Genomic DNA, 12,395 nt, shown 5'->3' on the forward strand with positions numbered 1-12,395 from the left:
CTCCAATGACTGACTACTCCACCATCGATTTCAGCCCGCTTCTCGCCCACGCGCAGGACGAGGTCGTCACCCACTCCTTCGTCCGCGACGTCACCCTGCCTGACGGCACCGTGATCGCCCTCATCACCCTCGACAACGGTCGGGACCACACCCGCCCGAACACGCTCGGCCCCGTCACGCTCCTCGAGCTGGGCGACATCCTCGACGCCCAGCGTGATCGTGCGGGGTCGAAGGAGATCTCGGCGGTCGCCATCACAGGCAAACCGTTCATCCTCGCCGCCGGCGCAGACCTCAGCAAGGTGAGCGAGGTGGACTCTCGCGAGTCAGCCGTGCTCCTCGGCCAGCTCGGTCACCACGTGTATGGCAAGCTCGACACGCTCGGCGTTCCGTCATTCGTCTTCATCAACGGCCTCGCCCTCGGCGGCGGTCTGGAGATCGCGCTCAACGCGACCTACCGGACCGTCGATGCATCCGCTCCCGGAATCGCTCTTCCCGAGGTCTTCCTCGGGCTCATCCCTGGCTGGGGTGGCGCGTATCTGCTTCCGAACCTCATCGGCATCGAGAACGCCCTCAAGGTCGTCATCGAGAACCCGCTGAAGATGAACCGGATGCTCAAGGGCCGCGAAGCGTTCGAGCTCGGCATCGCAGATGCGATCTTCCCGGCGGCTTCCTTCCTCGAGGACTCGCTCGCCTGGGCCGGTAAGGTCCTTGCAGGCAAGACCAAGGTCGAACGCAAGAACACGCCGGGCAAGGTGGAGCGGCTCGTCAAATGGGATGTCGCCATTGGCATCGCCCGCAAGATGCTCGAGTCGAAGATCGGAACCGTCCCTGTCGCTCCGTACCTCGCCCTTGACCTGCTCAAGGCAGCGAAGAGCGGAACGAAAGCAGAAGGATTCGAGCGCGAGGACGAAGCGCTTGCTCGGCTCGCCACCGGCGACCAGTTCCAGGCAAGCGTGTACGCGTTCAACCTCGTCCAGAAGCGCGCGAAGCGCCCGGCGGGTGCGCCGGACAAGGCGCTCGCACAGAAGGTCACCAAGGTCGGTGTGATCGGAGCCGGCCTCATGGCCAGCCAGTTCGCCCTGCTCTTCGTGCGCCGGCTGCAGGTCCCCGTCGTCATCACGGACCTCGACCAGGCCCGTGTCGACAAGGGACTCGACTACATCCGTAACGAGATCGACGCGCTCCTGTCGAAGAAGCGCATCTCCCCCGATGAGGCGAACCGGCTCAACGCGCTCGTGTCCGGCACCACGGACAAGAGGGACTTCGCCGACTGTGACTTCGTCATCGAGGCGGTCTTCGAGGAACTGGGTGTGAAGCAGGACGTCTTCGCCGATGTCGAACAGTACATCTCGGACACGACGATTCTCGCGACGAACACGTCATCGCTCTCGGTCGAGAAGATCGGTGAAAAGCTCGCACACCCCGAGCGGCTCGTTGGGTTCCACTTCTTCAACCCGGTGGCAGTCATGCCCCTGATCGAAGTTGTGAAGACCCCTCAGACCACCCCCGAGGCTCTCGCGACGGCGATGGCAACGGCGGCCAAGCTGCGCAAGAACGCCGTCATCACCCGCGACACCCCAGGGTTCGTCGTCAACCGGGTGCTCGCGAAGCTCCTCGGTGAGGCGATGTACGCCGTCGACCATGGAACATCGTTCGAGGTCGTCGACCAGGCCATGGCTCCCCTGGGATTGCCGATGCCGCCGTCGCAGCTTCTCGATCTGGTTGGGCTCAAGGTCGGCGCGCACGTGCTCGACACCCACCACAACGCGTTCCCAGATCGGTTCTACCGCAGCGACAACCTGCACAAGCTCGCCGAGTACGGCACCCTGCTCGAGAAGGACTCCAAGGGCAAGGTCAAGGGCTTCGACAGGGGAGCGCTCAAAATCGTCTCCGGGGGCAAAGAGCCGTTGACGGCAGATGAGATCCTCGTACGGCTCGTCGACGGCCTCGCCGACGAAATCCACCGCATGCTCGAGGATTCCGTCGTCGAAGGTCCTGAAGACATCGATCTCTGCATGATCCTCGGTGCCGGCTGGCCGTTCCACATGGGCGGTGTAACGCCGTACCTCGACCGTGAGGGCGCGAGCGAGCGTGTTTTCGGCGGGACGTTCCATGACCCGCAGATCCGCGGAATTCGCGACTGACAGCGAGAACGACGAACGGGGTGCGAGGCTTTCCAGCCTCGCACCCCGTTTTTTGTTGCCTGGGTTACCGGACGGGGTGCGGATACTCCGGTGATCGGTTCTGGAAAGTGAGGATGGCCGGGTTCTGGATGACCCCGTCCCGGATCTCGACCGCACGGCGAATCGTCTCGTTGCGGTCTTCGTCTGTCACGCCGTCCATCACTGTTTCGAGGAACGGGAGCAGCGCCTCGCTGATTTCCCACGTCGCTGAGTCCCAGAGATGTGACGGGGTGTGGTCGACCGCGTAGTAGCGGACGTGGTCGCCCACCTCGAACATCGGGTCATCGAATGTCGTCGGACGAGCCCATTCGAAGCCCATGCCTTCGTCACAGGAGACGTCGACGATGAGGCTGCCGGGTCGGAACAGCGACAGATCGGCGGTGTTCACGTAGATGACGGGGTCGTTGGGATCCTGCAGCGTACAGTTCACAACGATGTCGTGCCCGGCGAGGAACGGCGCAAGCGGTTTGCGACCGTCCTCGGCGATGTCATTGGCGAGGAAGGGGCCGTCCTCGTCCTGATCGAACTGGACGATCGTCGCCGAGTGGATCGGTGAACCAACCGCGGCACGGCCCCGGCTGGTGAGCACGGTGACGTCGTGCACGCCAAGAGCGTTGAGGGACGTGACCGCTCCGCGCGCTGTCGCGCCGAATCCGATGACCACGGCGCTGAGCCGGCGGCCGTAGTCGCCGGTGGATCCGATCAATTCGAGGGCGTGAAGGACAGAGGCATACCCGGCCAGTTCGTTGTTCTTATGAAAGACATGGAGCGCGAAGCCACCCTCGGGGCTCCAGTGGTTCATGACCTCGAAAGCGATGAGGGTGAGGCGCTTGTCGATAGCGACCTGCGTGAGCTCTGCGTCCTGAACACAGTGCGGCCAGCCCCACAAGACCTGTCCATCGCGAAGCTCGGCGAGGTCCTCAGCCTGCGGTTTCGGCAGCAGGATGATGTTGCTGTCCCGGATGAGCTCGTCGCGGCCGGCGATGCGCCCGATCAGCGGCGACAGCTGTTCATCGGAAATCCCGAACCGCTCCCCGTAGCCGATCTCGAGTATCATCCGATCACGCAGATGCGGCTCGATCCGGTTGAGGTGGTGCGGGTGGATCGGAAGACGACGCTCGTGCTTCTTCCTGGAGGTTGCGAGCACCCCGAGCCTGAGAGCTCGATCGGATGCTGGTGGCGAAGTGGCGGTCATCGGTACTCCCTCGAGATGGACCGGCCACAGGGAGCAACCGGTGGAAGATCAGCTTTGCTTGGCGGTGGAAATCGGCGCTGTCGCGGGGCGTGCAACGGGAATGCGCGTCCCGGAGATCTGGGCGAGGATATCGTTGGCGATTCTCTCACCGGTGAGACCGGCATCCTCGAGAATTTGCTCACGGGTGGCGTGCTGGAGGAACTCGTCAGGAAGTCCGAGTTCGTCGACACCGGTGTCCACTCCCGCGGCGCGGAGGTCCTGACGGATACGGGTGCCGATGCCGCCGACCCGAAGACCGTCCTCGATGGTGATCACCAGGCGGTGCGCGTCGGCGAGTTCCACGATGCTGTTCGCGACGGGAACCACCCAACGCGGGTCGACGACGGTGCAGCCGACACCGGCAGCCGCGAGCCGCCCCGCGACGTCGAGGCCCAGCTCAGCCATCGGACCGACGGTGACGAGAAGAACGTCTTTTGCCCCGTGCTCATGGAGGACATCGACGCCGTCGGCCGTGCGCCGGAGGGCAGGGAGGTCGGCATTGACGCCGCCCTTGGGGAACCGGATGACGGTGGGGGCATCGTCGACGACGACGGCTTCGGCGAGTTCTTCTTCGAGCCGAGCTGCGTCTCGGGGGGCCGCGAGACGGATCCCAGGCACCACCTGGAGGATCGACAGGTCCCAGATCCCGTGGTGAGACGGTCCGTCCGGACCGGTGACACCCGCACGGTCGAGCACGAAGGTCACACCGGCCTTGTGCAGGGCGATGTCCATGAGGACCTGGTCGAAGGCACGGTTGATGAACGTCGCATAGATCGCGACGACGGGATGCAGTCCCCCGAAGGCGAGGCCTGCCGCTGACGTCGCGGCGTGCTGCTCAGCGATTCCGACATCGTGGACGCGATCGGGGAAGCGTTCCGCGAGCTTGTTGAGGCCGGTGGGGCGGAGCATCGCCGCCGTGATCCCGACGATGCGGGAATTCTGCTCTGCGAGTTCCACGAGCTTGTCGCTGAACACACCCGTCCAGGTGGGGGTTGTGCTCGTGGAGATCGGTTCGCCGGTCACGGGATCGATCTTTCCGACGGCGTGGAACTGGTCCGCTTCGTCGTGCACCGCGGGCGCGTAGCCTTTACCCTTCTGGGTGATCGCGTGCACGATGACGGGAGCGCCGTAGTTCTTCGCCTGGGTGAGTGCCTCCTCCATCGCCTGCACATCGTGCCCGTCGACGGGGCCGAGGTATTTGATATCCAGGTTCGAATACAGCGCTTCGTTGTTGGTGAGGCGACTGAGGAAGCCGTGCATCCCGCCGCGAACGCCGCGGTAGACGGCGCGACCGGGGCCGCCGAGTCGGTCGAAAGCCTTCTGGCTGGTGAGGTAGAGGTCCCGGTACGTTCTGCGGGTGCGTACCGTGTTGAGGAACCGGGCCATGCCGCCGATCGTGGGAGCGTACGATCGTCCGTTGTCGTTGACGACGATGACCAGGTTGCGGGTGTTGTCGTCGCTGATGTTGTTCAGCGCCTCCCAGGTCATCCCACCGGTCAGTGCGCCATCCCCGACAACCGCGACGACATGACGGTCCGTCTGTCCCGTCATCTCGAACGCACGCGAGATTCCGTCTGCCCAACTCAGCGAACTGGAGGCGTGGGAACTTTCCACGATGTCGTGAGGCGATTCGCTCCGCTGCGGGTAGCCAGCGAGGCCGCCGCGCTCACGCAGCTTACTGAAGTCCTGGCGTCCGGTCAGAAGCTTGTGAACGTACGACTGATGGCCGGTGTCGAAGACGATTGCATCGGTGGGTGACTGGAACACACGGTGGATCGCAAGGGTCAGTTCGATGACGCCGAGGTTCGGTCCGAGGTGTCCCCCGGTCCGGGAGACCTCGCTGACGAGGAAGGTGCGAATCTCTGCTGCCAGTTGGATGAGCTGTTCTCCTGAGAGGGCGTCGAGGTCCCGTGGATCTCTGATCGTCTCAAGAAGACCCATCGCGTACTACTCCCTGTTCGGATTCTGCAACCGGCGAGTGCCGACCCTGCCACTCTACGCGGCACCCCTCCGCGATTCCTGGCGAATCGCGGAGGGGTGCCGTTGTGGTAGTGCTGTTTAGACGAGGCTCCGCAGGACGTACTGCAGGATGCCGCCGTTACGGTAATAATCCGCTTCGCCCGGGGTGTCGATGCGGACGACAGCGTCGAACTCGACTGTGGCCTTGCCCTCCGGCGAGTGCTCAGTCGGTTCGGCGACGACGTGGACCGTCTTGGGCGTCGTGCCCTCGTTGAGCGCGTCGAGCCCGGCGATGCTGATGGACTCGGTGCCGTCGAGGCCGAGGCTTTCCCAGCTCTCGCCCGCGGGGAACTGAAGCGGCACGACCCCCATGCCGATGAGGTTCGAGCGGTGGATCCGCTCGAAGCTCTCGGTGATGACGGCCTTGACTCCGAGGAGGCTCGTGCCCTTCGCAGCCCAGTCACGGGAGGAACCGGAGCCGTACTCCTTGCCGCCGAGAATCACCAGCGGTGTTCCCTGCGCCTGGTAGTTCTGCGAGGCGTCGTAGATGAACGACTGCGGAGCATCCGGCTGGCTGAAGTCGCGGGTGTACCCGCCCTCGACGCCATCGAGCAGCTGGTTCTTGAGTCGAATGTTCGCGAAGGTGCCGCGGATCATCACTTCGTGGTTCCCGCGGCGCGAGCCGTAGGAGTTGAAGTCCTTGCGGTCGATGCCGTGGTCGGTCAGGTAGTGACCGGCCGGGCTGTCGGCCTTGATGGAACCAGCCGGGCTGATGTGGTCGGTGGTGACCGAATCGCCGAGCTTGGCGAGGACGCGGGCGCCGGTGATGTTCGCCACCGGGGTCGTCTCCATCGTCATTCCCTCGAAGTACGGGGGCTTCCGCACATAGGTCGACTCAGGATCCCAGTCGAACGTGTTGCCTGCCGGCGTCGGAAGTGAACGCCAGCGCTCGTCGCCTTCGAACACCGATGCATACTCGTGCGTGAACATCTCGGTGTCGATGGAGGTGTCGATGGTGTGCTGCACCTCTGCGGCGTCCGGCCAGATGTCCTTGAGGAACACGTCGTTGCCGTCCTGGTCCTTGCCCAGGGCATCCGTCTCGAAGTCGAAGTTCATCGACCCTGCGAGGGCGTACGCGATGACGAGCGGAGGGCTCGCGAGGTAGTTCATCTTGACGTCCGGGTTGATCCGGCCCTCGAAGTTGCGGTTTCCGGAGAGGACAGCCGTGACGGCGAGGTCATTCTCGTTGATCGCTGTCGAGACTTCTTCGATCAGCGGACCGGAGTTACCGATGCAGGTGGTGCAGCCGTATCCGACGGTGTGGAAGCCAAGCGACTCGAGGTCGTCGGTGAGGCCGGCCTTTGCGTAGTAGTCGGTGACGACCTTGGATCCGGGAGCCAGAGTCGTCTTGACCCACGGCTTCGAGGTCAGGCCCTTCTTCGCCGCGTTGCGGGCGAGGAGACCCGCGGCCAGCATGACCGACGGGTTCGACGTGTTCGTGCACGACGTGATGGCCGCAATGGTCACAGCACCGTGGTCGAGCGTGAACGACTGGCCGTCATCGAGAGTGACGGACGTCGGTTTCGACACAGCCTGGGGTGCGTGGCTCCTGTGCGAGTGGGTGTGACTGTTGTGCTCACTCTCCGGGGTGTTGCCTGGCGGGTCCGAAGCCGGGAAGGACTCGGACGTCTCGAGGTCGACGAGGTCGTGCTCGACGGTCGCGTAGTTGACGAGGTCCGACTCGAACTGGCTCTTCGCGAGCGTCAGTTCGATCCGGTCCTGCGGCCGCTTCGGGCCGGCGATGGAGGGGACGACGGTCGACAGGTCGAGTTCGAGGTACTCGCTGAAGTTGGGCTCGACGGCCGGGTCGTGCCAGAGTCCCTGGGTCTTCGAGTACTCCTCGACGAGCTTGACCTGCTCTTCGCTGCGGCCGGTGAGGCGCAGGTAGCCGAGGGTGACGTCGTCGATGGGGAACATGGCGGCGGTGGAGCCGAACTCGGGGCTCATGTTTCCGATCGTGGCCCGGTTCGCGAGGGGAACCTCGGCAACGCCTTCACCGTAGAATTCGACGAACTTGCCGACGACGCCGTGCTGGCGCAGCTTCTGGGTGATGGTGAGAACGACGTCGGTTGCGGTGACGCCGGTCGGGATCGAGCCGGAGAGCTTGAAGCCGACGACCTTCGGGATGAGCATGGAGACGGGCTGGCCGAGCATTGCAGCCTCGGCCTCGATTCCGCCGACACCCCAGCCGAGCACACCGAGGCCGTTGACCATCGTGGTGTGGGAGTCGGTTCCGACGAGCGTGTCCGGGTACGCCTGAAGGGCGCCATTCACGGTACGCGTGTAGGTGACGCGAGCCAGGTATTCGATGTTGACCTGGTGCACGATGCCGGTTCCCGGTGGGACGACCTTGAAGTCTTCGAACGCCGTCTGGCCCCAGCGAAGGAACTGGTAGCGCTCACCATTGCGCTCGTATTCGATCTCGACGTTGCGCTCCAGGGCGCCCTCGGTGCCGAAGAGGTCGGCGATGACCGAGTGGTCGATCACGAGCTCAGCCGGGGCGAGCGGGTTGATCTTTGTCGGGTCTCCCCCGAGCTCGGCGACGGCTTCGCGCATGGTGGCGAGGTCGACGATGCACGGCACCCCGGTGAAGTCCTGCATGACCACGCGCGCCGGAGTGAACTGGATCTCGGTGTCGGGGTCAGCGCTGGGAACCCAGCCGGCAAGCTTCTGGATCTGCTCAGCCGTGACGTTCTTGCCATCTTCGGTGCGCAGGAGGTTCTCGAGCAGCACCTTGAGGCTGAATGGAAGTTTGGCGGATCCTTCGACGGCGTCAAGCCGGAAGATCTCGTAGTCGGTACCCCCGACTGAGAGCGTTTGTTTCGCCCCAAAGCTGTTTACGGTAGACACTGGCCTTCTCCTTCGTTGGCACAGGCACGCTCACGCCTGCCATAGGTCAATAGTGGTTTCCCGACCCCGTGCGTGGCTAGCAAGGCGAACCTAACCAGCCACGTCGCATCCGCCGGGGAAACCGACCCGATTTATCTTGATGTCGAGATAACTCTATCAGGCCTCGGAGGGGATCTTCCGGTAGAGGGCGCGGACGACGAGCCAGGTGAGGATCAACAGGGGCGCGTAGAGCGGAATACCCATGATCAGTTTGGTCGCCGCGAGCCATTCGACGTTCCCGGAGAGGTAGAGCGGAAGCTGTACCGCGAGTCGCAGGAGAAACATACCCGCCCAGCAGAAGGTGAGGATCGCGAACACCCGCCGCTTGGTCGCGTTGCGCTTCCAGGCGGTTCCCTCGTTCATCAGGTAACCGGCGATCAGTCCGATGACCGGCCAGCGAACGGCGATGGAAATGAGGAGAGCTGCCGCGTACACACCGTTCGTGACGAAGCCGAGCACGAAATTGTCCTCGGGCCGATTGGTCACGAGGGCAAGGACGGCAGATGCTCCCGCCGCAATGAGGCCTCCGAGCGCGGACGACACCGGAGTCTTCTGCACCAGCCGGAGCACGGTGAAGATCGCGGCGACGCCCACCGAGATGCCGAGCGCGAGTGGCAGGTTCTGGTCGATCGTGTAGACGACGAGGAAGAGGAGGCCGGGCAGCACAGCTTCGAAAATGCCCCGGATGCCGCCCATCGCCTCGAGCAGGACCTTGCCGTTCGGCTGGTCGGCCTGCGCGAGGGCGCCAAGACCCGACCGTGCGGCTGCGGTTCCGAGAGCCTGGGCTATCGCATCAGCGGTCTCGGGCTCCGTGTTTTTCCCGGGGTCGCTCGTGTTCTCTGGTTCGCTGGGCGCGCTCATCGCGCGATCAGGCGGTGGGAGTCGCGGATGCAGGCATCTTGAGAGGGATCAGGTCGCGCGGAGGCATCGGAGCGGACCCGCGCACCACCACGATGCTGCGGAAAAGATCCTCGACCTTGGCCGCAGCTTCGGGGTTCGTTGCACCCTCTCCCGCAATGACTCCGCGGAGGAACCAGCGAGGACCGTCGACGCCGACGAACCGGGCGATCCGCATGCCTGCTGCGCCGTCCGTTCCCTGCACGACGGGAACCTCAGCAACGAGTTCGGGTCCGAAGACACCGTCCCGCTCGGTCGCGGTCCCGCCCTGCTTGGCGATCTGCTCCTGGATCTGAACGCGGGTTTCGTTCCAGAGGCCTGTGCTGCGTGGGGCTGCGAACGGCTGCACCTGCAGCGTGGAACCGGCGTAGTCGAGGCCGACGGCGACGATGCGCTTCGTGCTCTCTTCGATCTCGAGTCGGAGGTTGAGGCCCTCACGGGGAAGGATCTTCACACCGCCGAGGTCGATGTACGGGCGGACGGAGTTGGCCTCGGCCTCGTCGAGCGGGCCCTCTATTTCGCGATCCTCCGGTGCTGACTTGGAGAGGTCGGTGCCCAGCTCTTCCGGCTCGACCGAGTCGAGCTCGGTGGTGGCATCGACGGCGTCGACGTCGGTTCCGACGGTCGATTCGGTGAGGTCGATCTCGTCCTGCTTCTTCTGTTTGCTCTTCCTGCTCATGCCTGGGGTCCTGTCTTCGAAGTGTTGTAGCCGGTGGAGCCGAAGCCGCCTTCGCCGCGGAGGCTGCCCGGCAGCGTCTCGACCGGCACAAAGCGTGCCTTGCTGACCGGCATCACGATCATCTGGGCGATTCGGTCGCCCGGGACGATCTCGTACGGGTTCGATGTGTCGGTGTTGAGGAGTGTGACCTTGATCTCGCCCCGGTATCCGGCGTCGACGGTGCCAGGCGCGTTCACGACGGTGATCCCGTGCTTGGCCGCGAGGCCGGACCGTGGAACGACGAAGGCGACGTAGCCGTCCGGGAGCGCGATCGAGACGCCGGTACCGATCACCGCGCGTTCCCCGGGAGCGAGAGTGACGGCATCCGTCGAGATGAGGTCAGCACCAGCGTCACCAGGGTGGGAGTACACGGGCAGCTCGGGGGCGATAATGAGTACGTCAACGCTTTCGATCACGTGTCGAGGGTAGTGCAGAAGTATGAATGAGATGAGCCCATGACCCGATATCGCGAACGTTTGTGGCCTGCGCCCTGGCTCCTGATCGCTGCAGCGCTCGTGATCCCGGCGAGCATGCTGGTACTTGCGCCGATCTCGCTGCTGGCGGGGATCGTCACGGCAGTCATCCTGTACGCCGGTTGTGTCGCCCTGTTCGTTCTCGGGGCTCCGACGATCGAGGTCGGCGAGCGGATGCTCCGCGCGGGTCGCGCACGCATCCCGCTCGAGCTGATCGGATCGTCTCAGGCTTTCTCCGGTGAAGAGGCGCGCCAGGAACGCGGCCCACGGCTCGACGCCCGGGCATGGCTGATGATCCGGGGATCTATCGATGCCGTCGTGCGGGTCGAACTGAACGACCCTGCCGATCCGACGCCCTACTGGCTCGTCTCGACGCGGCACCCAACAGAACTGGCCGCCGCGATCCAGGGATCACGACGGCCAGCTGATGCTTCAGGGAATCGTTAAGCTGCGCACTCCGCACAAACGGGGCCGAGCTTGGATTCGTGGTCGATCTGCGACCGGTGCTTCACGAGGAAGCAGCTCACGCAGGTGAACTCGTCAGCCTGCGGCGGCAGCACAACGACGTCGAGGTCGAGATCCGAGAGGTCGGCTCCCGGGAGGTCAAAACCACCGGGGTTGTCGGCGTCTTCGGCGTCGACGGATCCGGACAGTTTGTCCGGCACGCGCTCCTTGAGGGCCTCGATCGACTCTGAATCATCGTCGGTCTTGCGGGGGGCGTCGTAGTCCGTTGCCATGTCCATCCACTTCTAATGTTGTCAGCCGCTCGCTGTGCGGCGGCGACAGTTTGCATGATTCCCACCTGAATAGCAAACCGGGAAAGGTTCGCTCGAGGTTCCGCACAGCAGAACCCGCGGCACGCCCACGGTATTCCCACCGATTCGGGCAAGCCGTGGCACGATTTGAGGAACAAATCACAGCCTGAGAGGCAGTTGATCATGCACGACTTGAAAGTCATTGGCGTCGAGGACGGCGCGCTTATCGCGGCGACGGAAAACGGAGAGCGTTTCCGCCTCCTCATCGACGACGTGCTGCAGTCGCACGTGCGACGCAGCCGCCAGGAGCCGACGAACGGCCCCAAGCCGAGCCCGCGCGAGGTTCAGGCGCACATCCGTTCCGGTATGTCCGCCGAGGAGGTTGCGAACCTCACCGGCGCCGACCTCGAGTACATCCAGCGCTTCGAGGGTCCTGTGCTCGCTGAACGCGAACACATCGTCGGCGCTGCCCTGAGCGTTCACGTGCTCACGGCGATCGAGCCGACGACGGACGACGACGACTCCACCTTCGGAGCAGCGATCCGTGCTCGCCTCGAGTCGCTCGGGGCAAGCGACGAGCGCTGGACCAGCTGGAAGGAAGCGGGCGGCGGATGGACGGTCAAGCTGTCGTTCACAGCTGCGAACGTCGACCACGACGCCCGCTGGAGCTTCGAGCCCAAGAAGCAGGCCCTCGCTCCGCTCAACGGTGAAGCCGTGACCCTGTCGAAGCAGGGCGAACTCCCGACGGCGCTCATCCCGCGCCTGCGCGCGGTCGAGCGCGACGACGCCCACCCGGACGACAGTCGGTTCGACAGTGGTGCGTTCAACTTCCGCACCACCGACGACAGCGGTGACGTCTCCCCGCACATCGAGATCCTCACCCGTCCCCAGTCGTCATCGAAGGCGGCTGCTGCCGCGGCGATCAACAGGGCCGAGGATGCCAGCGGGCAGTCCAACCAGACGGCCGACCTGCTCGAGGCGCTCCGCAAACGCCGCGGTGAGCGCGAATCGGCGCACCGCCCCGAGGAAGAGTCGCGGTCAGCTCCCCGTCTCGTCGACGTGCCGCTGGAGATCGAAGGAATCGGCGACGATCTGCCGACCCCGGCTCCCGTGGAGCCGACGTCGTCCGCGAGACCCAAGCGTGGCCGCGCTGCGATGCCGTCCTGGGACGAGATCGTGTTCGGCGCCAAGTCCGAGGACGACTGATCCGCTGAAGCGCTGCTCGGT

10 protein-coding genes are annotated in these 12,395 nt (G+C 64.6%); 3 read left to right on the forward strand and 7 right to left on the reverse strand.

Going from position 1 to position 12,395, the window contains the following annotated elements; translation table 11 throughout:
• The first annotated feature begins 5 nt into the window (after positions 1–5).
• Positions 6–2,144, forward strand: coding sequence for a 3-hydroxyacyl-CoA dehydrogenase NAD-binding domain-containing protein (locus tag D9V29_RS05445; RefSeq protein ID WP_121672294.1), 2,139 nt, complete (start codon positions 6–8; stop codon positions 2,142–2,144).
• A gap of 64 nt (positions 2,145–2,208) precedes the next feature.
• Here the strand turns inward: D9V29_RS05445 and D9V29_RS05450 are convergent, their stop codons facing one another.
• The 6 genes from D9V29_RS05450 to dut all read right to left on the reverse strand — a co-directional run bounded on the left by D9V29_RS05450 (position 2,209) and on the right by dut (position 10,356).
• Positions 2,209–3,378, reverse strand: coding sequence for a N(5)-(carboxyethyl)ornithine synthase (locus D9V29_RS05450; RefSeq protein WP_121672295.1), 1,170 nt, complete (start codon positions 3,376–3,378; stop codon positions 2,209–2,211).
• A 48-nt stretch (positions 3,379–3,426) separates the two neighbouring features.
• Positions 3,427–5,358 carry a 1-deoxy-D-xylulose-5-phosphate synthase gene (gene dxs / locus D9V29_RS05455; protein ID WP_121672296.1) on the reverse strand — a complete coding sequence of 644 codons (1,932 nt, stop codon included), beginning with the start codon at positions 5,356–5,358 and terminating at the stop codon, positions 3,427–3,429.
• Positions 5,359–5,475: 117 nt separating this feature from the next.
• Positions 5,476–8,286, reverse strand: a complete 2,811-nt coding sequence (acnA, locus tag D9V29_RS05460) for an aconitate hydratase AcnA (RefSeq protein ID WP_121672297.1) — start codon at positions 8,284–8,286, stop codon at positions 5,476–5,478.
• A 156-nt stretch (positions 8,287–8,442) separates the two neighbouring features.
• Positions 8,443–9,186 (reverse strand): DUF3159 domain-containing protein, encoded by a 744-nt coding sequence (locus D9V29_RS05465; RefSeq protein ID WP_121672298.1) that lies wholly within the window; start codon positions 9,184–9,186, stop codon positions 8,443–8,445.
• A 7-nt stretch (positions 9,187–9,193) separates the two neighbouring features.
• Positions 9,194–9,901 carry a DUF3710 domain-containing protein gene (locus D9V29_RS05470; protein WP_121672299.1) on the reverse strand — a complete coding sequence of 236 codons (708 nt, stop codon included), beginning with the start codon at positions 9,899–9,901 and terminating at the stop codon, positions 9,194–9,196.
• Positions 9,898–10,356: a dUTP diphosphatase gene (dut, locus tag D9V29_RS05475; protein ID WP_121672300.1), complete on the reverse strand. Its 459-nt coding sequence runs from the start codon at positions 10,354–10,356 to the stop codon at positions 9,898–9,900. Before dut ends, D9V29_RS05470 begins: the two co-directional genes overlap by 4 nt.
• A 39-nt stretch (positions 10,357–10,395) precedes the next feature.
• Between dut and D9V29_RS05480 the strand changes: the two genes are divergently transcribed.
• A complete protein-coding gene (locus D9V29_RS05480) occupies positions 10,396–10,860 on the forward strand; it encodes a DUF3093 domain-containing protein (protein ID WP_121672301.1) in 465 nt (154 codons plus the stop codon).
• Here D9V29_RS05480 and D9V29_RS05485 read toward each other — a convergent pair.
• A complete protein-coding gene (locus D9V29_RS05485) occupies positions 10,857–11,150 on the reverse strand; it encodes a DUF4193 domain-containing protein (protein ID WP_183084923.1) in 294 nt (97 codons plus the stop codon). The genes D9V29_RS05480 and D9V29_RS05485 overlap by 4 nt on opposite strands.
• Positions 11,151–11,351: 201 nt before the next feature.
• Between D9V29_RS05485 and sepH the strand changes: the two genes are divergently transcribed.
• A complete protein-coding gene (sepH, locus tag D9V29_RS05490; RefSeq protein ID WP_121672303.1) occupies positions 11,352–12,374 on the forward strand; it encodes a septation protein SepH in 1,023 nt (340 codons plus the stop codon).
• The last annotated feature ends 21 nt before the right edge of the window (positions 12,375–12,395 follow it).

The organism is Mycetocola manganoxydans (genome assembly GCF_003667545.1).
Taxonomy (GTDB): domain Bacteria; phylum Actinomycetota; class Actinomycetes; order Actinomycetales; family Microbacteriaceae; genus Mycetocola_A; species Mycetocola_A manganoxydans.

What these genes read in the sequence shown, in the direction of transcription:
- D9V29_RS05465 (WP_121672298.1), bottom strand. Translation starts at nt 9,186, where the DNA reads ATGAGCGCGCCCAGCGAACCAGAGAACACGAGCGACCCCGGGAAAAAC.
- D9V29_RS05480 (WP_121672301.1), top strand. Translation starts at nt 10,396, where the DNA reads ATGACCCGATATCGCGAACGTTTGTGGCCTGCGCCCTGGCTCCTGATC.
- D9V29_RS05470 (WP_121672299.1), bottom strand. Translation starts at nt 9,901, where the DNA reads ATGAGCAGGAAGAGCAAACAGAAGAAGCAGGACGAGATCGACCTCACC.
- dxs (WP_121672296.1), bottom strand. Translation starts at nt 5,358, where the DNA reads ATGGGTCTTCTTGAGACGATCAGAGATCCACGGGACCTCGACGCCCTC.
- D9V29_RS05450 (WP_121672295.1), bottom strand. Translation starts at nt 3,378, where the DNA reads ATGACCGCCACTTCGCCACCAGCATCCGATCGAGCTCTCAGGCTCGGG.
- D9V29_RS05485 (WP_183084923.1), bottom strand. Translation starts at nt 11,150, where the DNA reads ATGGCAACGGACTACGACGCCCCCCGCAAGACCGACGATGATTCAGAG.
- D9V29_RS05445 (WP_121672294.1), top strand. Translation starts at nt 6, where the DNA reads ATGACTGACTACTCCACCATCGATTTCAGCCCGCTTCTCGCCCACGCG.
- sepH (WP_121672303.1), top strand. Translation starts at nt 11,352, where the DNA reads ATGCACGACTTGAAAGTCATTGGCGTCGAGGACGGCGCGCTTATCGCG.